This is a genomic window from Olivibacter sp. 47 (assembly GCF_030372825.1).
Lineage (GTDB): Bacteria > Bacteroidota > Bacteroidia > Sphingobacteriales > Sphingobacteriaceae > Olivibacter > Olivibacter oleidegradans.
On record NZ_JAUCNR010000001.1, the window covers coordinates 1966703 to 1991220 of the forward strand.

20 protein-coding genes are annotated in these 24518 nt (G+C 40.2%); 15 read left to right on the forward strand and 5 right to left on the reverse strand.

All coding sequences use genetic code 11. The features are described from left to right. Window positions 1–20: 20 nt before the first annotated feature. The 3 genes from QT327_RS08525 (at window position 21) to QT327_RS08535 (ending at window position 2733) form a co-directional block, all read left to right on the forward strand. Entirely contained in the window at window positions 21–1217 is a 1197-nt protein-coding gene (locus QT327_RS08525; protein ID WP_130857183.1) for an MFS transporter, read from the forward strand. A gap of 111 nt (window positions 1218–1328) precedes the next feature. Next, the gene (locus tag QT327_RS08530; RefSeq protein ID WP_130857184.1) at window positions 1329–2459 is read left to right on the forward strand and encodes an MBL fold metallo-hydrolase; all 1131 of its coding nucleotides are present in this window, start codon (window positions 1329–1331) and stop codon (window positions 2457–2459) included. A 76-nt stretch (window positions 2460–2535) separates the two neighbouring features. After that, window positions 2536–2733 (forward strand): hypothetical protein, encoded by a 198-nt coding sequence (locus tag QT327_RS08535; protein ID WP_013665944.1) that lies wholly within the window; start codon window positions 2536–2538, stop codon window positions 2731–2733. 48 nt (window positions 2734–2781) lie between these two features. Here QT327_RS08535 and QT327_RS08540 read toward each other — a convergent pair whose 3' ends face one another. The 4 genes from QT327_RS08540 to QT327_RS08555 all read right to left on the reverse strand — a co-directional run bounded on the left by QT327_RS08540 (window position 2782) and on the right by QT327_RS08555 (window position 9635). Further along, a complete protein-coding gene (locus QT327_RS08540) occupies window positions 2782–5127 on the reverse strand; it encodes a TonB-dependent receptor (protein ID WP_130857185.1) in 2346 nt (781 codons plus the stop codon). A 107-nt stretch (window positions 5128–5234) separates the two neighbouring features. Beyond that, entirely contained in the window at window positions 5235–7682 is a 2448-nt protein-coding gene (locus tag QT327_RS08545; protein WP_289552600.1) for a TonB-dependent receptor, read from the reverse strand. Between the two features lie 64 nt (window positions 7683–7746). Beyond that, window positions 7747–8565 carry a helix-turn-helix domain-containing protein gene (locus QT327_RS08550; protein ID WP_130857187.1) on the reverse strand — a complete coding sequence of 273 codons (819 nt, stop codon included), beginning with the start codon at window positions 8563–8565 and terminating at the stop codon, window positions 7747–7749. A 428-nt stretch (window positions 8566–8993) separates the two neighbouring features. Beyond that, window positions 8994–9635, reverse strand: a complete 642-nt coding sequence (locus QT327_RS08555; protein ID WP_130857188.1) for an FKBP-type peptidyl-prolyl cis-trans isomerase — start codon at window positions 9633–9635, stop codon at window positions 8994–8996. Between the two features lie 243 nt (window positions 9636–9878). Between QT327_RS08555 and QT327_RS08560 the strand changes: the two genes are divergently transcribed. Then, window positions 9879–10310 carry a hypothetical protein gene (locus QT327_RS08560; protein ID WP_130857189.1) on the forward strand — a complete coding sequence of 144 codons (432 nt, stop codon included), beginning with the start codon at window positions 9879–9881 and terminating at the stop codon, window positions 10308–10310. Window positions 10311–10424: 114 nt separating this feature from the next. After that, window positions 10425–12878 (forward strand): TonB-dependent receptor, encoded by a 2454-nt coding sequence (locus QT327_RS08565; protein WP_289552601.1) that lies wholly within the window; start codon window positions 10425–10427, stop codon window positions 12876–12878. A 384-nt stretch (window positions 12879–13262) separates the two neighbouring features. On the opposite strand, the gene QT327_RS08570 is transcribed toward QT327_RS08565, so the two are convergent. Then, window positions 13263–14489 (reverse strand): MFS transporter, encoded by a 1227-nt coding sequence (locus QT327_RS08570; protein WP_013665954.1) that lies wholly within the window; start codon window positions 14487–14489, stop codon window positions 13263–13265. A gap of 112 nt (window positions 14490–14601) precedes the next feature. Here QT327_RS08570 and mobA point away from each other — a divergent pair, with 112 nt between their 5' ends. The 10 genes from mobA (at window position 14602) to QT327_RS08620 (ending at window position 24472) form a co-directional block, all read left to right on the forward strand. Continuing rightward, window positions 14602–15222, forward strand: a complete 621-nt coding sequence (mobA, locus tag QT327_RS08575; protein WP_130857191.1) for a molybdenum cofactor guanylyltransferase — start codon at window positions 14602–14604, stop codon at window positions 15220–15222. Window positions 15223–15517: 295 nt separating this feature from the next. Continuing rightward, complete coding sequence (locus QT327_RS08580; protein ID WP_130857192.1) at window positions 15518–16222, forward strand: nucleotidyltransferase family protein; 705 nt, start codon at window positions 15518–15520, stop codon at window positions 16220–16222. A 21-nt stretch (window positions 16223–16243) separates the two neighbouring features. After that, on the forward strand, window positions 16244–17140 hold the full coding sequence (locus tag QT327_RS08585; protein ID WP_013665957.1) for an RNA methyltransferase: 897 nt from the start codon (window positions 16244–16246) through the stop codon (window positions 17138–17140). Then, window positions 17115–18059: a CDP-alcohol phosphatidyltransferase family protein gene (locus QT327_RS08590; protein WP_130857193.1), complete on the forward strand. Its 945-nt coding sequence runs from the start codon at window positions 17115–17117 to the stop codon at window positions 18057–18059. The genes QT327_RS08585 and QT327_RS08590 overlap by 26 nt, the downstream gene beginning before the upstream one ends. Further along, a complete protein-coding gene (locus QT327_RS08595) occupies window positions 18060–19100 on the forward strand; it encodes a lysylphosphatidylglycerol synthase transmembrane domain-containing protein (RefSeq protein WP_013665959.1) in 1041 nt (346 codons plus the stop codon). A 2-nt stretch (window positions 19101–19102) separates the two neighbouring features. Beyond that, window positions 19103–19822 (forward strand): HAD family hydrolase, encoded by a 720-nt coding sequence (locus tag QT327_RS08600; protein ID WP_130857194.1) that lies wholly within the window; start codon window positions 19103–19105, stop codon window positions 19820–19822. Between the two features lie 197 nt (window positions 19823–20019). Beyond that, window positions 20020–21081: a tellurite resistance/C4-dicarboxylate transporter family protein gene (locus QT327_RS08605; RefSeq protein WP_130857195.1), complete on the forward strand. Its 1062-nt coding sequence runs from the start codon at window positions 20020–20022 to the stop codon at window positions 21079–21081. A 100-nt stretch (window positions 21082–21181) separates the two neighbouring features. Further along, complete coding sequence (locus QT327_RS08610) at window positions 21182–22237, forward strand: MFS transporter (protein ID WP_130857196.1); 1056 nt, start codon at window positions 21182–21184, stop codon at window positions 22235–22237. A 16-nt stretch (window positions 22238–22253) separates the two neighbouring features. Continuing rightward, window positions 22254–23105 (forward strand): molybdopterin oxidoreductase family protein, encoded by an 852-nt coding sequence (locus tag QT327_RS08615; protein ID WP_289552604.1) that lies wholly within the window; start codon window positions 22254–22256, stop codon window positions 23103–23105. Continuing rightward, window positions 23024–24472 carry a molybdopterin oxidoreductase family protein gene (locus QT327_RS08620; protein ID WP_289552605.1) on the forward strand — a complete coding sequence of 483 codons (1449 nt, stop codon included), beginning with the start codon at window positions 23024–23026 and terminating at the stop codon, window positions 24470–24472. The genes QT327_RS08615 and QT327_RS08620 overlap by 82 nt, the downstream gene beginning before the upstream one ends. Window positions 24473–24518: the final 46 nt, after the last annotated feature.

Below are 24518 nucleotides of genomic sequence, written 5' to 3' on the forward strand. Positions count from 1 at the left end.
ATGCTAAAAAACAGGGTATTATGAAGCTATACAATAGCAAATTTGAGAAGATCAGTACGATTTCTACCTTTATTTTAATTCCTCTATCAGGACTTGTAACCGATGTTTATATTCCATCTTTCCCAGAGATGCAATCGGTTTTTCAAACAAGCGCGGCAGGTATTCAGTTGACGCTTTCTTGCTTTTTGATCAGTTACGGGATTACCATGTTTGTGGCCGGGAGTGTAGTTGATAGTTTTGGAAGATATCGAATTATATTAGGCGCCTTATTGTTATTTGCATTGAGTAATTTTTCGATTGCTTATGTGCATAATCTTTACTTCCTTTATGCTATACGCGTTTTACAGGGAATATTGACCGCGCTGATCGTGGTGGCCAAGCGTGCCTTTTTAGTTGATATCTATACCGGCGAAAAGCTCAAACATTATATGGGGTTGCTGTCGGTGGTCTGGTCGCTCGGCCCCATTACAGCTCCCTTCTTGGGTGGGTACCTGCAATCTTATTGGGGTTGGACATCTAATTTTATTTTCCTAGGTGTTTATGCTTTGTTTTCTTTTACCTTGGAATATATATTCTGTGGGGAAGCAATGCGTCAGGCCCAGGCCTTCCGTATGCCTACTATTATTGCAAGTTATCGCAAGGTGTTGGGAACGAAGGAGTTTTCACTAGGGCTCTTCGTGTTGGCAGCAAGTTATTCGATGGTCCTGATTTTTGGTATGACGGCTCCTTTTATTATCGAAGAACAATTCCATTTATCATCGGTGGTAACCGGTTATTGTGCGCTCATTTCCGGTTTAGGCCTTTTTGTAGGAGGTATGTTGGCTAAGCAATTAACCAGTCGTCCGCTGCTAATGAAGTTACGAATCGCTAATTTTTCTGAATGCATGATTGCGCTATTGATGTTTTTCGTTGGTACGTTGTTTACGAACCTATACGTATTAATGTTATTTGTATTCAGTATGCATGTTTGTGCGGGCTTTATGTACAACGTCTATTTCACTTTTTGTTTAACACGTTTTCCGCAAAACGCGGGTATATCCAGTGGTATTACCAGCGGAGGTTCTTATCTCATAACCTCGGTGCTAAGCTATAGCACGATTAGTCTGGTAAAAGTGAGTAGCCAAAGTACGCTTGCCATCTGTTATTTTGCAATGGCCGTTGTGACATTTTCACTATTGCAAGTATTGAAAAAGATTCGGATGAGTGGGGTAGACTAAGCATTCAAAGAGATTAATTGCTATCTTGCCATGCTTTTTATCCGCCCATCTAGATGAAGTAGTGTCGGAAAAATGCAGCGTACTCTCCGGTTGCAAGTAGAAAATCATGCAATGAAGAAGCTATTAAGGATATTAAAATATATGATGGTCGTTATTCTCAGTGTAGCCGTTTTGTTAGCGATTACGGTTTTTTTTTATATTCGACAAGATAAATTTGGTCAAGCACCTTCGGGTAAGCGACTAGAGCGGATAAAGCAATCACCCAACTACCGAGATGGACAGTTTCAGAATCTACATTTTACACCAACGATCACCGAAGGATACTCTTTTATCGGTGTACTTTATAAGTTCTTTTTCGGTAAGGATCCGAGAAACCGACCGACTGATCCACTTCCTACTGTTAAAACAAACTTACAGCAACTGGACCCGAATGCTAATCTTCTGGTTTGGTTTGGGCATTCTTCCTATTTATTACAGCTAGACGGCGTACGCTATTTGGTGGATCCGGTATTTTGTGGGAATGCATCACCCGTTCCGGGATCGAATAGAAGTTTTAAAGGAACCGATATCTATACCGCAGCGGATATGCCATCGGTTGACTATCTCTTGATTACACACGATCACTATGATCATCTTGACTATGAAACGATTGTGGCGTTGAAGGATAAGGTGACTCGGATAATTTGTGGTTTAGGGGTAGGTGCCCATTTTGAACATTGGGGATATGAAGCCGATAACATTATTGAAAAAGATTGGAATGAAAAGGTTGTCGTTAATACCCAAACAACCTTGCATACCTTGCCTACCCGCCATTTCGCAGGTAGAAGTTTCAGCAGAAACAATACACTTTGGCTCTCATTTTTGTTGGAAACCCCAACCAAAAAAATCTATTTGGGCGGTGATAGCGGTTATGATACCCATTTTGCGACGATAGGCAAGCAATTTGGTCCGATTGATTTGGCGATTCTTGACAATGGACAATACAACCCCGCCTGGCAAGCGATTCATATGCTTCCGGAAGAAGTTATAAACGCTTCGAAAGACTTAGGAACCAAACGTCTTTTTCCGGTACACTCATCAAAATTTGCGCTTTCTCTGCATGCCTGGGACGAACCCTTAAAAAGAATAAGCATACTCGCTGCATCGGAGAAGTTGCCTTTTATTACGCCCATGATAGGGGAGGTAGTCCGCCTCGATGATCCTGCCCAGACCTTTACAGCATGGTGGAAAGGTGTAAAATAACCATATTTTATTTTCGCTGAAACATTTCAGTAGGCGGTTTGTTAAAAGGTAGTTACATTAGTAAAATCACTGAAAAATGGGATTATTTAGAACAATACTACTAGGCGCAGCCGCTTATGGTGCCTATAAATATGCGACGAAGAAAGATGCAAATGGCCGATCGATGGTGGATGATATTAAAGAGAAGGCACCGGCATGGAAAGAGAAAATAATGCGTTTCAAAGACGATATGGAACGGGAACTTAAACATCGAACATCCGGTGAGTATAAGTAACCTTCGTTTAAAAACCGAAGATTACTTATACTGAAAGACAAGCTGCTTTTAAAAGTTGTAAGAGAGATTCATCGTTAGGGTGGCCCCGTTTCCACGAACGTATTCGGCATCAATTGCGCGATATTGGCTAACCACTGGATAGTAGGAGCTGTTTAACAGATTCTCTACGCCCATCCCTAGGGAAAACTTGTTGTTGATTCGGTATAAAGCAGAGAGATTAAGCAAGCTGACAGCGTCTACCGGTCCTTCACTGTTAGCATATAACCCGTTTGAGCGTGGCTCAAAGCGATTTCTATCGCCCGTATATACCCAATTTAGCTTAAGATCGAACTCAGAGGAAGGACAGAAAGCAATATAAGCCGTCGCTTTAGGCGGGGCGATGCGAATACCATTCATATATACTTTTGTACCGTCTTCCTGCTCTGATTTGCCTTCTACAAAGGAGTAACTTGCTCCAACCGTCCATTGCGGACTAAGAAAAGCGTCAGCTGTTACTTCATAACCATATACGCGTTCCGGCTCACGCTGCGGTACCAGGTATCCGCCAACATCAACTAAGTTCGCGCCAAACTTGGAAGTGCTAATATAGTAAGCAGCCGTAAGGTGAAAAATATCGAAACGACTGCTGATACCCAGCTCATAATTGTTCGTAATAATCGGATCCGTCTCGATACTTTCAAGCGTACTTTGCGTAGCCCTACGTAGAATACGTCCCAACTCATTGATGGCGAAGCCCTGCGAAAAGCTAATGAATGGATTTAAGAAATCGTATTTGTTATAGCGCAAACCAACATTGAACATGGTGGCGTGATACGGGATTTTACCCCCCGATACGGCTATGCTTCCCTCACCATTAGGACCTGTCGCGATGGTATTGAAATCCTTTACTTTTACATTGGCATTCTCGTAACGCACACCTCCTTTCAGCACCAAATGATTCCATAGGTCTAACTTAAGCTGTGCATAAGGTGCCAGATTAACCATGTCCATATCCGGGATGTAAACACGGCCATCGGTTAGAATTTGATTTGTTCGGTCGTTTAGCAGATCGAGCCCATAGGTAAGCTCTGCTTGGAGGTCGTCATGTATAGCCCAAGGTGTATTGAGGTTTAAACGCAAACCCTTTTTAAAAGATTGAATTTTTGTTTGTCCGGGCCCGTACCACGCGGTTCCTTGTTCAACATAACGATTCATGGAAACGAAGCGATTATAATAAGCCGTTATATCGAGTGATGTACGGTATGGCAATGCATCGTGGTGATAAGAAAGGAAAACGTTATGGTTATAAGGTGTACCCGCCGGTTCACCTGGATCATCTCCTTTGACCCCAATGGAAGGCCTCTCACGGTATTTTCCAACAACATTGACATAATCACTGTGCTGAACACTTCTAAACAGATTGTAGGATGCTGTAAGGGCGCTATGCTCATTCGGCTTATAAGCAAGCTTAATAAAGGTGTTGTAGAGATTATTTTCCCCAAGACCGTCAGCCTGTGCGTTCACTTCGCCTTTAGCATCTTTTAATACACCGGTGTAATTGTATGTTCCACTTACAACATAAGAGAATTTATCAATCGAGCCTTCGAAGAGCTGTGAAATCCGATAGCCAATCGTATTGGATGGGTGCACTAGATTTCCGCTCGTTCCGATACTGGTCGTTCCTCCAAAACGTTTTCCCACTGCCGGTGTTTTGGTAATGAAGTTAATGATACCTCCCCCGGAGCCATTGCCGTAAATTGAAGTTGCTCCCTTGATCACTTCCACACGTTCGATGACAGCTGGGTCAAGCGTACGTATATCCCGGGCCCCATTCATCAAGGGTGTCGATTGTGGAATCCCATCGATAAGCACCAATACCTGCCGACCACGTAGGGTTTGTCCGCTATTGGTGGCCTTGTTTGTTCCTGTACCTAGTCCCGGAATCGTATTTCCTAAAATAGTAGCTATAGAGGGGTTGACGTTGGTTTGTTCTTTAACCTCTTGAGCATTGAGAATACTAATAGATGAGGGTACTTCGTCGATACTCTCCGGCTTGCGGCCAGCGGTAATAACCACCTCATTAAGGGCGATATCCTGACTGAGTATAAACTCAATCTGTGTCGCGGTGTTCGTTGTGAGCTGGACTTCTTTGGTTGTTTCTTTATAGCCTATGTAGCTGGCTATCAGCTTGTAATTTCCTTCTGGTAGCGTATTTGTAACAAACTGGCCCCGTTGATCCGTTTTTAAGATGGTTTTTCGAACACCAATGCTGTCAAGGACCTTAATGGTTACATCTTGTAGCGGCGCACCTTTATCATCAATAATTAATCCTTTTAATATGACCTTTTGCGATTGTGCAAAAGAGAGGGATAGAGTAAGTAGGCATAAGCTTGCGAAAAGTAGAAGTTGCTTCATTGACGTCTTTTGTAAGATGGCTGAATTTAATCGGCACAAATGTATAGTTATTTAGACCTATTAAAAATAGCAAATTACGGGATGACAATAATATGACAGAATCGGGGCTAAAATTCTTTGTTCCCAAATTCGCTCTCCGGAAGTTTGAGTTTATTCTTCAATTTATTTAGCTGAAAACTGAGGTTTAAGAGTAGGATATCTTTTTCGTAAATATAGTTTGTAGTGGTATAGAAATCGGAACCAAAGGTTGTAATCCGTTGCTCATTAGCTTGGATGAATCCCAGATCGATATTTTGCCACTGTAGTTGCGCACTGAACCGGCCGTTCATGAAAGTTTTTTTCAGTGCGAGGTTAGGTGATATAAAACGAGAATCTCTTCCTTGAGCTGTTGGACGAGCCGACAAATAGTTAAGATTTCCTTGAACGTTAAGTGTGGAATTTATTTTATAGTCTGTGTTAAAATTGATGGCATAGACCCAATCGCTATTGGCTACATCGATCTGTTCATCGAATAACGTCCCTTTTATATGGTACTTATATAGATTGGCGCCTAAATAAATTTGCCATTGCTTGGTTATCTGTGTATTGATACCCGTTTCCAGACCATAGCTATAGGCCTTGCCCGCATTCGTATAGATACGATTTAAAATCGTATCCGTATATACGCTATTTACCCGTTGAATGGGGTTTTTAATATCTTGATAGTATAAGGTGGAGAAAAATGACCCCTTTTTGAAAGTTTTGATAAGCCCTAGCTCTGCCAGGTATATAAACTCGGGTAATAAATCAGCATCTCCCTGCTCCAAGGTTTCTGAATGTTCACGCTCAGGTATAGGGTTCAATTCAAAATTATTGGTTCGCTGCACTCTTCTACTGACGCCGGCTTTTGTTTGCCACCCGCTGCTAAGTGTATAAAGTATATTGGCTGAAGGGAATAAATTGTCCAAAGTAAGTACATGAGGTGCCTCTTCCCCTCGCAAGTTTACATTACGATTTGCATGTTCGTAGCGTAAGCCTCCCGTATATTCGAACTTTTTATGCTTACCGGCGTATTGGCTATAAAGCGAATGAATGGAATTCCGAGCGTCTATTAGACCAGAAAATTCCGGATCAACGACGAAAGTATCTCCCTGTTTTGTTGAGTAAATAAAATCTCCGTTTTGCTTGTCTTCCCTGAATTGATAGCCACTTTCCCAGCTTCCTTCGCCAATTTTTACCGAATAATCCAATTTAGCTCGTAATCCTTTGAGCGGGTTTTTATAAGTGTTAAGAGTATGTTGAACGGTCGTATTCCCTTCTATATTTTTATTATCTGTAGAACCGTATAAGTCGGCATATTCGTAGAGTAGCGAAAGAGACAGGTTGGATCGATCATTAAATTGATGGGTATAACCAAAATTTCCGAGTACAAAGTTACCTTGTTTTGTTTGGAGATTAGCATTAAAATAGGAAGTCCTTCCTATAACTTGCTGATTTTCCAAATCTATTTTGGTATTGTTATAGTAAATATCAGCCACACGATCCTGAAATTTGTGTCCTGCAAAAAATCCGATTGAGAACGTGTTCTTCTCATCTGCTTTAAATTCGATATTAAAGCGTCCGCCGTAATTGTACTTATCAAAGCTGCGCTCACCATTCGACGGAAAGGTAGTTTTAATTTGATTGATAATCGTATAAACGTCGCCCTCTCTGAACCCGGCGTTATCATTGCGAAGGTAGTTAGCACTTGCCGTTAAATCCCATCGGTTATTTTTATAGTTGAAGGAAATATCAGTGCCATAACGTTTTTGACTTTCTTTATTATTGTAATCGTTAAAACTGGGAAAGCCAGTTTGTAGGTTTATCGCAAGAAAAGAACCGTTATCCACTCCTGTTTTTGTAGTGATATTGATAATACCACCTTTACCATCCGGATCGTATTTTGCTGATGGGGCGGTAATCAGTTCAATATTTTCCACGACATTAGCGGGAAGTTGACTTAATATCGTCTGCACATCCGTTTGTACTGCTTTACCGTTTATCAATACCAAAAAGCCACTAGACCCTCGTAATGTAATTTCTCCCTGCCCATTGATCGCTATTGATGGCATATTTTTGATAATATCGATAGCAGTTCCACCCTTTGCCGTCTCAAACTGGTTTGCTTTGTACACTTGCTTATCTATCTTATGATAATTTAGATTGGGTTGAGCTGAAACAACCACCTCGTTTAAAAAGGTAGCGGATGGTTTCAATTCTATTGCTTTTATAGCTAAATGTTCGCCTGCATGGAGCGGTGTCAGTTTGATTACCTGCGTTTCATAACCTAAAAATCGTATTTTAAGCAGGTATTGTCCTGCTTTTAATTTTGCGAGTGAGAAAGCGCCGCTTTCATTTGTCATAACGCCATCTACAAAAGCTGAATCATGATTGTTTTGATGTATGCTTACACTTGCGTAGCTTATTGGGCTATGGCTTAACGAATCATATACTTGGCCGGAAATTTGAGCTTCTTGAGCCAAAGCGGAAGATGAAAGAAAAAATAATAAAAAAGAAAGTACGTACAGATTTTTCATACTTGCGCTAAGCTAGGATAGTTATCGCGATAAAAATGGTGAAAATCGATCTATCTTTGGTAATTTATGATAAAGCACGAAACTGATGCGGTGTTATGTTCGTGTGCTTTTTGAAAAACTTTACAAAATAGGACGGATCGTTGAATTGCAGTCGGAAAGCAATTTCGCTAATGGTAAGGTTGCTGAACTGTAAATAACGTTTGGCTTCAGAAAGGGTAAAGGCTTCGACAATCTTCTTTGCTGATGTTCCAGCCACCTTATAACAAATGTCATTAAGCACTTTCGACGGAATGTTTAGCTTTTCAGCATAAAAGCTTAGATTTCTATTGGTTCCCTCGGTTGTCGAAATCAGATCAATAAATAATGCATATAGGTCTAGGTATCTATTGTCAATATCCTGCTTGAGCCCCTCTTGTAGTAGGGTGCCTAAAATACTCTTCAATAATCCCTCGATAATTAAATCCTGAAAATGCTGCTCTTGCGAATATACATGGTAGAGGCTTTCGAAAAGGTTTCGAATCGGTTGAATATCGTGCTGGAGGGGCAGATGTTCAATTCTCCAGAACAAATGAAACAGGGCTTTTAGTTCGGTGTCTTTACTATGGTTTATAAATTCATCCTTTATAATCAGAACAAAGCCTTCGGGTTCGCTGACGATATCCCAAGCGTGGATTTGGTTCTTTTTTAGGATGAAGATAGCGGGTGCAGCGATAGGATAGGCGGTACTATCTATCAGATGCACACCGTCACCCTTCCATAGAAAGATGACTTCGAAATAGTTTTTATGCTTGTGGGGTTCGGTATTCCGTATATGCTTTCGAAAAGGTGCTATTTTAAATGTTTTGTCTAAACCTATTTTCTCTTTTATCTTAAATGCCTGCATTCTTCATCGCTATATGATTCGTCTATAAAAATAAGAAGGGTCCACTTAATTTCTGCAATTATTCTCTATAAAAATAGTAGATTATTTAGTGCCAATTTTAAGTGACAGACGAGAAATGATGAGATATAGTTTTGCACGACAGATAAAAGATAGATAAAGCACCTATGTTCGTACAAGCTTCGTACGTTGTTCGCGTAGATAAGGATCTATTGGGAATCAACAGCGAATCACCTAGGAGTTTAAAGGGTTCGCGGTCGGATAGAAGTCCCATCTGATTCGCTGTTGATACGGTTTGAGCCCCAGATGGATGGGGCTAAACACCTACAAATTAAAATACGATTGCGAGGCAGAAAGGCTTAGTAATGACAGGGCCTGAAATTTATGTTCTAAATTCCAGGCCCTGCGAATTGTTGTTGTGTGACGAAATGCTATAGATTGTCGTTAATGTCAACAACTTCTATTTCAAATACTAGTGGAGAGTTGGCGGGTATTTTTTCATTAGCTTTATCATCGTAGCCCCAAGGTGATGGGGTTACAAAACGGATCTTAGATCCTTTTTTCAATCCTGAGCTTGTCAATCCAAAGGTCGGCATGTTCTGACCATTATAAGTAAATGAGCTTGGTATGAAAGCATATACCCAGGCAGGGATAATGTTAGAACCTAAATTGGTTTTAAACGTTTTTTTGTTGGCTAAAGAATCACTTGTTTGATCAAATACAGTTCCATTCAGTAACTGCCCTTTGTACTTTACTTCAATAGTAGGCGCTACAATTTGACCTATTGAATTCAATTTGTAGGTATAAGAATCAGATTGACCTGGCTCCAATACCTCGTACCAAATACCCGTACTATCACTACGCCTTGGATTGGTCCATCCATTGTCAGGGTCTTGAACATAGGCTCTCAAGATCGGTTCTTGTTCGGCAAGTACTTTCCGTATGCGTGCTTGTCGGATGGAATCCTGTCTTTCCTGTTCCCTTCTTATTTCATCGAAATCAGTTTTATTACAGGCTGAAAAAGCAATTAGCACCCCAAAAAGTAGAAATAGAATTTTGTTTGTGTGTTTCATTTGTATATACGTTAATTTTTTCCTTGGTATTGTTCAGGTTGATTGATAACATCTGAATAATCCTTGTCGACCTTTTAACGTTTATATACTGACTTTCGCTACAATAAATTGTTTTAGCGGAAAATTGATATTGATAGCGTCGGATAAATCTAACCTGCCTGATTAAAAATTAATGGTTTTCTGCGATTGAAAAACAACGGATAAGATTTTAGCTTAGCGAAAACTCTATCAATAATAAAACATATGAAATTAATATTAAGCAGTTTGTGTTTTCTGCTCATTGCGGGATTCTTATTTGCACAAGGAAATGAAGTGCAGGAACAAAAAGAAAACATGTTCATTGAAGTAAATTCCAAAAATGAGCAAGTGCTAAAAACAGCCGACGAATTGTCGGAGCGATTGAAAGAATGGAATTACTGGCATCTGGTCTCTGCACCGGAACAGTCGGATTTGCAGATGCGCGTTCATATAGAAGCTTCTAAGGGAATCACAGCAACTTCATGGGGAGGTACATCATACGCATTGAGTGCAAAAATAATTGACCAAAAAGGAGAGGTACTTTGGGAATCCACTACCTATAAAGCCAGTCCTAATGGAATGAATGGCTTCAATGCAGGAAAGGCTGTGGTGAAGAAACTGATGCGTGATTTGAAAAAGAAATATCCGCAAAAATGACCCGACTGTTCTGACCTTCGGCGGAAATCCCAAAGATTTATTTTTATTGATTCTAAATAAGAGGAAGATATTTTTATATTTGCCTCTCTTTAGAATTAGTTTAAATAATATCAAATGAAATATCAACTTTTCCTTTTATTCAGTTTCCTTTCTTTGTCCCTTAGCACTAGGGCCCAATCCAATCATACGCAAAACAAACTTCAAGGTGTTGTAAAAGATCCCAATGGTAATTCATTGGCGGGTGTGACCGTTTGGCTAAACGATAAGATGACGTTAACTAAAACGGATAGTGAAGGATACTTTCAATTCATGGCAAGACCTGGCGAATATATATTGCACCTAAGTTTTGTTGGCTACAAACATTATCAAGCAAAAGTGTCTGTTAAAGAGGGGGAAGGCCTTTCATTGGATATAGTACTTGAATCAAGTCAAGAAGCATTGCAATCGGTAGAGGTGATAGGGCGCAAAGAAAGCGGGTACAAAAACACCAATAGTTTTAGCGGAACGAAAACAGCGACTCCCATTAAGGAGACTCCGCAATCCATCAGTTATGTAACCAAAGAAACCTTGGACGATCAGCTGGCCTTTAAAACCAGTGATGCTATCAAGAATGTGAGCGGTGTGAACCAGTATTCGTATAATAATAATGATTTTGTATTGAGGGGCTTCCATGCAAGTAACACCCTAATAAACGGCCTGCGTATTTCAACCCGTGGTTGGGCCCAGAACCTGCTACCTTATGTCGAGCGCATTGAAGTAATTAAAGGACCTGCTTCTGCACTTTTTGCCAATACCGATCCGGGAGGTACTATTAACACGGTCACTAAAAAACCCTTAGATGAGGCGCGTAAATCAATCAATTTTACAACCGGGAGTTATAACACTTATCGAACCACGATGGATTTTACAGGTCCGATGAACGATAGTAAAACGCTATTGTATCGGCTTAACTTGGCTTATCAGAATGCGGAATCCTTTCGTATACTGCAAGATGGTTCAGCACTGGTATTGGCCCCTTCTTTTTCGTTTATACCAAACGATCGAACACGTGTTAACTTCGATTTGGTATATCAATATAATAAAGGTCGACTCGATCGAGGGCAACCGATTTTTGGGGCCTCTTCCGGTACGGATCTGTATTCGACACCGATATCCTTTGCCATTGGACGGAAAAATGATTACCAAAATGAGTTGAATCTATTTTCAACCATTTCGTTACAACATCGGTTTTCTGACCATATCACTTTTAACGCATCTTATCTTAAATCTTTTTATGATGAAGACTTATTGGAACATCGTACATCGAATCAATATGCAGTAGATTCATTGGGAAATCAAATCCCTACATTAATGGGCATGCAAACGATACGACGTCTGCGGAAAAATTATATTGATAATCTGAGCACTTATTTTAATTTTGATTTCAACACCGGGCCTTTTGAACATAAACTCCTGATCGGTTATGATCATATCGAGGAAACCTTTCCAAAAGGTAACTCTACCTATAATGCCAGTGGCTTTTTAAGCAGCGATGGAACGCGAACCTATAGTACTTATGATCCGCAGCATCCGGAACGATATCAGTTTGCAAATGGGATTCCGGTGCCTAATGTGCCTTATTTCGATTTAGCAGATCCGGATTATTCTATTTCAGAGATTTCGCAATATATGAATGTACCGCGAGAGGAAACGCCGACTAAGTATTTCGTAAACGGGGTATATGTACAAGAACAATTGAAATGGAATAGGTTGCAAATTTTATTGGGCTTTAGACAGGAATTCTATACAGATATACTCAATTATACAAAGGCTGATGAAAGGCATGTGCAACAGAAGGCCTTCATTCCAAGGCTTGGCATCGTGTATACACCAATCGAACCTGTGAGCTTTTATGCAACCTATACGGAGGGTTATCAACCCCAAACAGCCAGTACTATAGGCGATCCGGAGACTTACGGTGGTCCGTTTGACCCACTGATCAGTAATATGGTAGAAGCTGGTGCAAAAATGGAATTCTTTCATAAAGGTCTATCAGTTACTACGGCGGTCTATCGCATTGAACAAAACAATATCTTAGTTAATGCAGGAGCGGAGGGAAATCCGGACCTACTTCGGCAAATAGGGCAACAGCAAGCCAAGGGGGTGGAGGTGGAAGCGTATGGAAGCATAACGTCTAACTTTAGTATAACCGGTAATTTCTCCTATAACATAGCAAAGATAACCGAGAGTGATGATGTGAGTGAGATTGGTGAAATGATGCCGAATGCGCCGAAGAGCCAGGGAAATATTTGGATGAAGTATAATTTTATGAGGGGTGCGCTCAATGGAATCGGTGTAGCTCTTGGCGCAAATTATGCGACGCGTAGAAATACAAACAGTGATATCTTGCAGTTACCCTCTTACTGGGTTGTTAACGCTGCGTTGTACTACCGTATTGATAAATTCAAAATACAAGCGAATTTTAATAATCTTCTCGATAAAACGTATTGGGTGGGTGGTTTCGACTTCAATCGACTTTTTCCTGGAGCACCTCGGAATCATTTGGTGTCAATTGGTTATACCTTCTGATTGTAAAAGCAATTAGTGCAATAAATGGTTTTAGAAGAGCGGGTCAACTCGCTCTTCATTGTGTAATAGTGAGCAAATGCGACAAAAGCGTATCATTCGCGTTCCAATGGATTTTTCAGTCCAATAATTTGGTAATTTAGTTTGTCAGATTAAAAAACCTATTATGCACAGTAGAAGGATAAACCATAATCAACGAAACAGTAAACGAAGACCTAGGCATGGAATTACATTCATTGAAAAACAAAGTACACTTGATTTTTCAAGCATTTTACTGTTTTCTTTCATTATTGTACTATTGGTCGCAATTTTTTCAGTTGATGATACGGATATTGTAACCTGGCTGAACGCCTTTACCAAACGATGAGCATCAGTGTTTACCGGTGTTCATCGCTTGTCTTTAATCTTTTGATCTTTAAAAAGGAAAAGAAATAAAACGAATACGAGCGAAGCAATGATTGCGGGAGAAATCCATAATTGCTTCCAAAAATTAACCACTTGTTGTTCTTTCAAATATTCGGTAATATATCCTGCAACCCAAAAACCGATTAGCATACCCACACCGTACATAGCGATGGTAACCAGCCCTTGGGCAGATGATTTAAAGCGATCACCGGCAATGGTATCGGTATAAATTTGTCCAACAACAAATAAAAAATCATAACAGACTCCATGCAATAAAATAGCCGTTATCAACATGAAGGATAAATTATCAGCGTTTCCATAAGCGAAGAGGAGGTAGCGTATAATCCATGCCGCAATACCTATAAGGATTGTTTTTTTATAACCTAATCTGGAAAAAAAGAAAGGGATAAATAATAAGCAAATAGCTTCTGAAAATTGTCCTAAAGCCATTTTGGCGGTTGGATTCGGTAGACCGATAGCGGTTAAAAAGGGATTAGCATTCTGGTAGTAAAAAGCTAGCGGTATACAAATGAGGATGGCTGAAGTAAAGAAAATTAAAAAATCTTTCTGTTTTAGCAACTGTAGCGCATCTAAACCTAAAAGTGATGCCATGCTCTTGTTTTTTTCAGTCTTAACAGGCGGCGTAGCCGGTAAGGTAAAACTAAATAAGCCCAGGAGTAGGGATGAGAAACAGCCTAAAAGAAAGGTGTATTTAAGGGCGCCTGAGGCAATAGCCTCACTTTTATCCCAATGGAAAATATAACTGATGGTTATCCCCGCAATAATCCACCCAATAGTTCCCCATACGCGGATTGAAGGAAATTGTTGGCGTGGATTGGGTAAATGCCTAAAGGAAATGGCATTGCTGAGTGCTAGCGAAGACATATAAGCAATAAAATAAGCCAAAACATAAGGATAAAAATCACTTGCTTGAGTGGCTTGGTACATTAAAAATAACAAAAAGGCCCCAAAAAAGTGCAATATACCGAGCAGTCGCTCCGCTCGAAAATACTTATCGGCAATCAGTCCGATAAAGAAGGGGGCAATAACGGCACCTAACGAGTGTGTGGAAAATATATTGGCCATTTCAAACCCGGTGGCTTTTAAGTTGCTTGTTAGGTAAGTGCCTAATGTGACAAACCAAGCGCCTTTGATGAAATACTCTAAAAACATCATAAAGGACAGTTGGATGCGGAGCGAAAAATTCATGCAAGTTTCAGTGGTTTTTTTCCTAAATTAGTGAAAGTTTTAGAATTTGTTGAAGAATTTTTTAAAGAACTACCATATAGATCCTAATATATTTGACCCTCGAGCATGACAAATGACTTCTAATTTACCTAAACATGTTACCATAGATGCTTTCGTATTAGCGGGCGGGCAGAGCTCCAGAATGGGAGAAGATAAGGGGTTGATACCGCTGAATGGCAAAGCTATGGTGTCCTATATTATCCAAACGCTGCAAAAAGCAAGGCTATCGGTAAAGTTAATCGCTAATCATGCTGCTTATCGAAATTTCAGCCTTCCTGTATATGGTGACGTGGTCATTAATAAGGGGCCGATGGGTGGTTTGCTAACCGCTTTGGAGAATACCTCGGCAGATTTGGTACTTTTAGTAGGGTGCGATATGCCGCTTATATCAGTTGAAGCAATAGCATACTTAATCTCATCCATTGATCGTGAGCATTTAATTGTTTCCATGATTAATAATAAACCCAATCCCTTATTTTCATTATATCCGAGTAGTTTAAAAACTGCGGTCAGAGAACATGTTATGGCGGATCAATTGAAGATGACCGATTTCATCCTAAATAATAAAACAACCCTATGTAAAACTTTTCCTGGACACATGAGTGGGTGTTTTCAAAATATAAACGATAAAGCAGCGCTGCTTGCGTTAGAAACAAATTGGGAGAAAGCAAAACTTGATATCCTGAAATTTTGATAAGCGTAGGCGCTACAGTTCTTTGTTTTTTTTATGTAAAAAAATAAGGAATTTGACTGCTTGACTTTTATTGTGAAAAATAAAAAAGAGTCGACATAAACGTAGTTGAGCTGTTATTATTTAGGTGAATGTGTAGTGCTGAATGCTTTGCGGCAAGTTTTGCGATTCGGTTTATGGTGATGATCATGTTTTTTGTGCTTAATCGGAAAAATAAATCTTAAAACGGATGCGTGGCTAAGTTTTCAATTAAACGAAAGTTTATCTAAGTTTGTGCGCTAAAAAATAATAAGAACATATGGATTTTGCAATAATTGCTGCAGGTGAGGGCTCTCGTTTAGCGAAAAGCGGTTATCCTTATCCAAAGCCTTTGGCTAGGTTAAATGGCATACCCTTGATAGAGCGCTTGATCACTACTTTTGTAGCTCATGGCGCCGATACAATCCATATCATCGTTAACGAAGAATCAACGGAGCTGGCTGAATCGTTGCATTCAAATCGCGAGAATACGCAAATACGGGTTGTGCAGAAAAGCACGCCAAGCTCGCTGCACAGCTTTTACGAATTACTAAAGGAAGTACCGAATATAGAAGAGTTATGCGCAACTACGGTAGATACGATCTTTAAAGAGGAAGAATTTGGCGCTTATTTAGAGGAATTTAGGCGCAATACCTCATTGGATGCTTTAATGGCAGTTACCCCATTTGTAGAGGATGAGAGTCCTTTATATGTGAGAACGAATGCAAGTGGTGATGTAATGGCCTTTACTGACAAAAACGAGGACAGCACGAAGATACTTGTATCTGGCGGGATTTATGCCTTGCGGCGAAAGGCTTTAGCTTGTGTGCCTAAGGCAATTGACAATAATATTGAACGTATGCGCAATTTTCAGCGCCTACTATTAGAAGAGCACTTAAACGTGAAGGCATTTACCTTTGATAAAATAATAGATATTGATCATTTAGCGGATTTACAATTGGCTGAAACATGGTTAAATGATTAAAAATATCTCAATAAATAAGAAGTGAAAAATATTAAAATATTAGGCGTTCGACGAGGAAGGACCTTTTCTCCAAACCACATAGGAAATGACGAAGCTATTTTTTTGTTAAGTGTAGAGGCATTAAAAAAAGAAGGATACGATGTTCATATCTACACCGAGGAAGAGTTTCTTCAGGATGAGACGATTGCTGCTGATACATATATCGTTTCGATGGCTCGTGAGAAAGCTGTTGTAAAGAAGCTACAAGATTTAGAAGAGAAAGGAGCTTGTGTAGTCAATTCAGCTTTTGGAGTGGAGCATTGTTTTCGGACGAATATGACTAACCTACTGTTAGAAAATAAGATTCCCTACCCGAAGAGTATTATTGTGTCGACTGATTGTCGCGATGAGCGCTTATTTAACGAGTTCCCACAACCGGGGGTCTGGATCAAACGTGGCGATTTTCATGCCATCCATAAAGAAGATGTTACTTTTGTTTCCTCAAGGGAAGAAGGTTTGGAAATTTTGAGGGAATATGCATTAAGAGGAATTCCCGATGCTGTTATCTCGAAACATTTGGCCGGTGATTTAGTGAAATTTTATGGCGTTAGAGGAACCGACTTTTTCTTTTGGTTTTACCCCTATGAACATAATCACCATAAATACGCGCATTACGAACAGATAAATAGTAAACTGGTATATAACCCCTTTGATGAGAATAAGTTGAAACAAATAGCGCTGGATGCAGCGGCCGTTCTTAATGTACACATCTTTGGTGGAGATGCAATCATTGATCCACAGGGAAATATCATAGTCATCGATTTAAATGATTGGCCCAGTTTTGCTCCTTGCCGGGAACAGGCTGCGTCTGCTATAGCCCAACTTTTAACAAATATCTTCCAGAAACAGTTAGATGGAATCATTGCAAGTGAAAAATAAAAAGCAAGAGAATAAAGACATTTTTGAGAGTTCATTAAAATCTAATGATACCGAAGAAAAAATAGATATCTATTTTTATCGGCCTATAGGACTTCAAATCGCTTTTTTCTGCCAAAAAGTAGGTTTAACACCAAATGCTGTAACTATTATCAGTATCTTTTTTGGGGTAGCGGCGGGTATCCTTTTCTATTATCCTTCGCTAACTATTAATGTGGTTGGCATGTTACTTTTAATGTTCGCAAACTCACTGGATAGCGCCGACGGACAGTTGGCGCGTCTCACGAACAATAAGAGTAGATTTGGCAGGATTCTTGACGGTTTCGCAGGCGATTTCTGGTTTGCTTCTATCCATATCGCGATATGCCTCCGGGCTATGAATGAAGGTTGGTCTGCTGCTGTTTGGATTTTCGGTATCCTCGCGGGTGTATCTCACTTGGTTCAATCGGCCATGGCAGATTATTATAGAAATGTGCATCTTTTTTTTATAAAAGGGACTAACGGAAGTGAATTAGATAACAGCAAAGATTTGCAGGAAGAGTATGATCAGATGAGCTGGTCTAAACAGGCATGGACTAAGTTTGTTTCCAGAGGGTATTTGAACTATACCAAAATGCAGGAACGTTTCTCTCCCAACTTACAAAAGCTGTTAGGTATTATCCGTAGCGACTTTAAAGAGGGCTTACCTGCAAAACTAATTCATGATTTTCGGCAAATGAATAAGCCACTGATGAAGTACACGAACATTGTACAATTCAATACCCGTGTTATTTTTCTTTTCTTGTGGCTCTTTATTGATTATGCTTGGATTTACTTCTTTTTCGATTTGTTTGTCCTGAATCCTATTTTGATCTATATGTGCAACCGGCAGGAAAAAGTAAGTGCACATTTTTATGAGCGCATTAATGAATATAAAGCGTAAATGGCTAGCAAAGTTTACAAGATACTTTTCTTTGTTATAGGTATTGCAACCCTATGCTACATGGTATACGCACTGGGGGTGGATGTCATTTGGGATAATATAAAAAAGACAGGCTGGTGGTTTTTACCCGTCATCGGTAGTTGGCTTCTTATATACATATTGAATGCCATCGCTTTTAAAGCGATTATTCAAGAACCCCGAATCCCGGCAAGTAATCTTTCCTTTGCATCAGTACTAAAGCTGACAATTAGTGGCTATGCCATTAACTATATTACACCTTTTGTTGCGTTGGGTGGTGAACCTTATCGTATTATGGAATTGAAACCGCGACTGGGAATTCAAAAAGCGAGCTCGTCTGTTTTGTTATATAGTTTAATGCACATGTTCTCTCATGTGTTGTTCTGGCTGGCGTCCATTATATTAATCCTGATTTATGTTCCTATCAATGCCATTATGGTAATCGGATGTTCCGTCATGTTCATCACGGGCGTTGTTTTGTGTTATTGGTTCGGACGGGTTTATAAAAAAGGATTTACCTTAAGTACTTTTAAGGTATTAGCCAAAGTCCCTGGCTTGAAGCGTAAGGTGGGCGACTTTGTTGCCGAAAAACACGATAGCCTTAAAGAAATTGATAACCAGATTACAGAATTATACGCACAGAGAAGAGAACGTTTTTTCAAATCATTAGCCTTTGAATTTATCGCCAGAGTAGTCGGTTGTCTCGAGATTTTTTGTACAGCGAAAGCGATAGGCTTGAATATGAGTATAGTGCAGTCCCTTATTATTAGTTCAGGTTCATCTTTATTTGCCAACCTTATCTTCTTCTTTCCGATGCAATTGGGTACTAGAGAGGGAGGGCTGGCCTTAGCACTGAAAAGTGTGGGGATGCCTGCATCGGCCGGGATTTTCATTGGTATTATTATGCGTATCCGCGAAGTCGTTTGGATTATTATCGGATTGGCACTCATGCGTATATCTAAAACCAACACCGAAGCGAACGAAACATTGGAAGAGATTAACAATAACATCAATATTCAGTAAATATGATTAAAGGCTTATTATTTGATTACGGTGGAACAATCGATACGAACGGTCGGCATTGGGCAAATGTGATTTGGGGGGCGTATCAGGCCGCGGGTGTTGAAACAAGCTTTGAACAATTTATGGAGGCTTATACCTTTGGCGAAAAATCGTTGGCTATTCATCCGATTATTAAGCCGCACCATATTTTCAGTGAGGTGTTACATTTAAAAACTCAGCAACAATTTTCTTACCTTAAATTGGCAGAGGGTGAGTACTCAAAAATAGAAAAAATCGTTAGCCACTGCATGAAGTTAGTTCTTACGACGGTAACAGAGGCTAAGAGAACACTCGACTTATTAGCTGAAACATATCCGATGGTGTTGGTGTCTAACTTTTATGGAAACATCCAGTCGGTATTGGCCGATTTTGGGTTAGCTGACTATTTTAGTGACATTGTGGAATCAGCTATAGTTGGGGTACGCAAACCTAATCCGGCGATTTATCAGCTCGGAGTGGACCGAATCGGTTTAAATTCAGCAGAATGTGTTGTTATAGGCGATTCTTTCAAAAAGGATATTATTCCTGCTAAGGAAGTTGGCTGTAAAACCATTTGGCTTAATGTCGACGGCATTCAAGAGGACCTCTCGGTTGTTGGAAATGAGTTTGCTGATGTGCAAATTACCGATTTTGCTCAGCTTCCCGAGGCTCTTCAAAACATAAATACACAATTTGTTATATAAATAGCTTAACCTCTGTGTTCTCCCACGGAGAGAGCCGTAACATTGCCTTTATCATATATACGGTAAAGTAACTAAAACATTTATTTATTAAATTTGATAGCTGGAATAGGTTTGCCGCATAAAAATGGTAAATTGCTATCTAATTATGAATAAATAGATTGTGATATATAAGTTACGATCTAAACCACATACCGATTATGATAGAAAGCTTGATTAAGCAAAAGATTAGAAATTTATTGCCAGGCTATTTTGCAATGGTTATGGCGACGGGTATCATTTCAATTGCTTCGCTTTTAGTTGGTTTCGGCGTCTTAGCTTGGTTACTATTCTATTTCAACATTTGTTTTTTTTTCGCTTTATTTTGGTTATTCATTTATCGGATTCTATATTATCGTGCTGAAGTGTGGCAAGACTTTAAGAGCTATCAAAGAGGCCCCGGCTTTTTTACTATCATAGCAGCCTTGTGTATTATGGGAAATCAGCTTATCTTGTTTTATCAAGCTTTTACGCTCGCTGGCATAGTACTTTTATTGGCCTTACTCATTTGGCTATTGATAGGTTATGGGTTCTTTTTCCATATAACAGTAACGGAAGAGAAAAAGCCGCTAAAAGAAGGAATTAATGGTACATGGCTCGTATTCATTGTGGCTATACAAGCCTTATCCGTACTTATTTCTTTTATTGCCAAGGAATTAGGAGAACTAAGCTATGTTGGTTTGTTTATAGCTTTATGTTTCTTTTTGTTGGGATGTGTCTTTTATCTCTACATCATGTCTCTCATTATATATCGTCTGTCTTTCTTTTCTTTACATGCCACTGAATTTGGTGCTCCATACTGGATCAACATGGGGGCAACAGCCATTTCGACGCTGGCAGGATCCATGCTTATTCTGCACGCAGGTGATTTTGCCTTTCTGTCTCAGATTCTTCCCTTTTTAAAAGGCTTTACGTTATTCTATTGGGCTGCAGGTACTTGGTGGATACCCTTATTATTGTTATTGGGTTTTTGGCGACATGCGATCAAGCGCGTGCCCGTTCCGACCAGTGCAAAGGGTTATGATCCTACCTATTGGGCTATGGTTTTTCCATTGGGTATGTATACGGTTTGTACGTATCGATTAAGTGAGGCCTTATCTATTACATTTCTTAAATTCATTCCAGCTGCCTTTATATATGTAGCATTATTTGCTTGGGTTGCCGTCGCATTAGGATTTATCAGGTATCTATTGTCTCTTGTTCAAAAAGAAACACAAACATAAAGTGGTTTAAATCAGTCACAAAGCAAACAATTACCGGAAAGGATTGTTAAACGGGAGGTGACGTTTGAGTGAAGCGAATCATTTCATATTTACTTAAATTATGTATAAACTCTTCCAAACCTTAAATCGTCGTGCTTTTGTTAAAGCGTTATTAATGACGATTTTAGTGATCGTTTTCGTTTGGGTCGGGTCGCGCAAGCTTCAAAATTTTGATCCGGCACTAATAGCTTATTTAACGGGTACCATCTTTGCTGTTTTTGGAACGACCTATCGGTATGCGGTCTGGACTCAGCGGCCACCTACAAAACTTTATTGGCGTAGAAGTGTTGGATTTCTCTTCAGCGTACATTTTTTTCCTTACTTATGGAACTCCATCCGATTGTTTTTTCGAAATATTCTTTTTCAACGATTTATAGCTTATCGGAGTAAAACTAGATGGTTTGGTCATTTTCTACTGTCGAGTGGCTGTTTGATGGCCTTTGCCATTACAATACCACTTACCTTTGGGTGGATACATTTTGAACTAAAGCCAGGCGATGACACGACCTATCATGCGATGCTGTTCGGTTTTGAGGCAGGAACGTTCAGCCTGGGATCTCCTTTAGCTTTTATCGCCTTTCACTGTTTGGTGTGGTGCTCTGTCTTGGTTACTATTGGTGCAGTGATTATGATGAAGCGCCGATTTACAAATGGTGGATTAATTGCTACGCAAACTTTTGATGATGATTTATTGCCGTTGATTTTGTTGATCGCCATTTCGGTTACGGGATTAGGAATTTCTTATGATTATACGTTTTTAGAGGGTAAAACATACCAGTTTATGGCCGTTACACATGCGATAACGGTCATATTATTTTTGCTGTGGCTACCTTTTGGAAAATTCTTTCACATTTATCAGCGTTTCGCGCAATTGGGCGCTAACTTATATAAAATTGAAGGGAGGCGGCGAGGAATGGCTGTATGCCCACATACTAAAAAAGAATTCGCATCGAAAACACATATCGAAGATTTGAAAAAGGTAACACAAGAGCTCGGATTTGACTTCAGCAAGCCCGATGGTTCAAGTCATCTTGATTTGAGTCCTGAAGGTAAACGCGCCGCTTTAGCAAGAGCGCATTTTCAAGTGAGAAAGGAATCAGGAAGCTTCTTTGGTTAATTAAGAGATAAGGTAAATGGCAACACTCCCTACAACAATTGATGAGATAATCGCCCAATTCGGCCCGCACAAAGCATATGCTCCCCAAGCCGGTTTTTACGGCTCTCACGAGCCTGACAGCCTGGTGAAGACCCATTGCTGTTATTGCGGCATGCAATGTGGTATTCAATTAAAAGTGAAAGAAAATAAAGTAGTTGGATTTGAACCTTGGATGGAGTTCCCGTTTAACGAAGGACGTTTGTGTCCAAAAGGGGTAGAGCGTTATCTTCAGAATAACCATCCGGATAGATTACTAGCCCCTTTAAAACGAGTGGAGGGAAAGGGCTTTCAACAGGTGTCTTGGGACTATGCGATGGATAAAACCGTGGGAGAAATCAAACGCATACAGGAAGCCTATGGTAACAACGCATTCGCTATGTTAAGCGGTGTTTCGCTGACAAACGAAAAAAGCTATATGATTGGCAAATTTGCCCGGGTAGCTCTAAAAACTGCTAATTTGGATTATAACGGTAGGCTTTGTATGGTGAGCGCGGGAGCCGGCAATAAGAAAGCGTTCGGATTGGATCGAAGCTCCAATAGCTGGGCTGACCTAGCACATGCGGAAGTTATCATTGTGGCGGGGGCCAATATCAGCGAAACCTTTCCTACATTGACCCATTATATTTGGCGTGCGCGGGATAATGGTGCCAAATTGATCGTTGTAGATCCGCGTATTATACCCTTGGCACGTACGGCCGATTTACATTTAAATGTAATACCAGGAGGAGACTCTGCTCTTTTGGAGCAATGCTTAAGATATTGGTTGACAATGATTGGCTCGATCACGAATTTATTGCCAATTATACAAGCGGTTTTCAGGAAGCAATAAATGCCGTAAGGGATTATGACTTGGACTGGGCGGAAAAGTATACGGGCGTAGCTAAAGAGAAAATCTTTGAAGCGGCACGCCTTTGGGGGAAGGCGAAGACTAGCTTTTTGCTTCATGCTCGCGGAATTGAACATCACACAAAGGGGGTAGATAATGTATTGAGTTGTATTAACCTGGTATTGGCAACGGGACGTATAGGTAAGCCTTATTGCGGTTATGGCACGATTACTGGCCAGGGTAACGGTCAAGGTGGACGGGAACACGGACACAAATGTGATCAGCTGCCAGGCAACCGTGATATTACCAACCCGGAACATCGTCAATACATCGCTGACGTGTGGGGAATCAGCGAACAGGAGTTGCCTGGTAAGGGGTTAACCGCCTATGAGCAAATAGAAGCTATTCATCGTGGCGAAATTAAGGGACTGATTTCTATTTGTTTTAATCCATTGGTGTCGTTGCCTAATAATAATTACGTGCGAGAAGCTTTGGAGAAACTGGAGTTCTATATGTGTATCGATAGTTTTCTGAGTGAAACAGCCCGATATGCCGATATTATTATGGCGGGGTCTCTGCATGAAGAAGAAGAAGGAACCGTTACAACTGCGGAAGGACGGGTGGTAAAGATTAATGCAGCGGTGACTCCTCCAAAAAATGCTAGAAAAGATGGCGAGATTTTAATGGAATTAGCGGGGAGACTGAATGAAGGAGATAAATTTAGTTTTGACTCCAGTGAGGCAATTTTTAATGAATTAAGATTGGCTTCAAAGGGAGGGACTGCTGACTATTTTGGCATTACTTACGAGAAAGTAGTGAATAACATGGGGGTATTTTGGCCATGCCCTTCATTAGACCATCCGGGAACACCAAGATTATGGGAAGATAGGAAATTTAAAACACCGGACGGAAAGGCCCATTTCAATGCAGTTAGTTTTAAACCGCCATCAGAAGTGATCGATACGGATTACCCGGTGGTGTTGACAACCGGTCGGGTGGTGTCGCAATACTTAAGCGGTACCTCTACTCGACGGATCGGGAAGTTGGTAGATCAATATCCCGAGCCACTTTTGGAAATACATCCCGAACTGGCGCGCCGCTATAATATTAGGAGTGGAGATATTATTCGCGTAAAAACACGAAGGGGTGAGGCCGAATTTCCGGCTCAAGTGGTAGAGACGATTCGGAAAGATACTGTATTTATTCCCTACCATTGGGGAGGCAAGCACGCTGCAAATCAGCTAACGATTGGAAATCTTGACCCCATTTCGAAGATACCGGAGTTTAAGGTTTGTGCCTGTCAGCTTATTCCAACCGGTGAGGTAGCATCTGAAAAAGTAAAAGAAACGGCTTATCAGAGTCATTTATGATGTTAACAATTAAAGGTCAATAAACTGAATATTATGCCGGAAACAA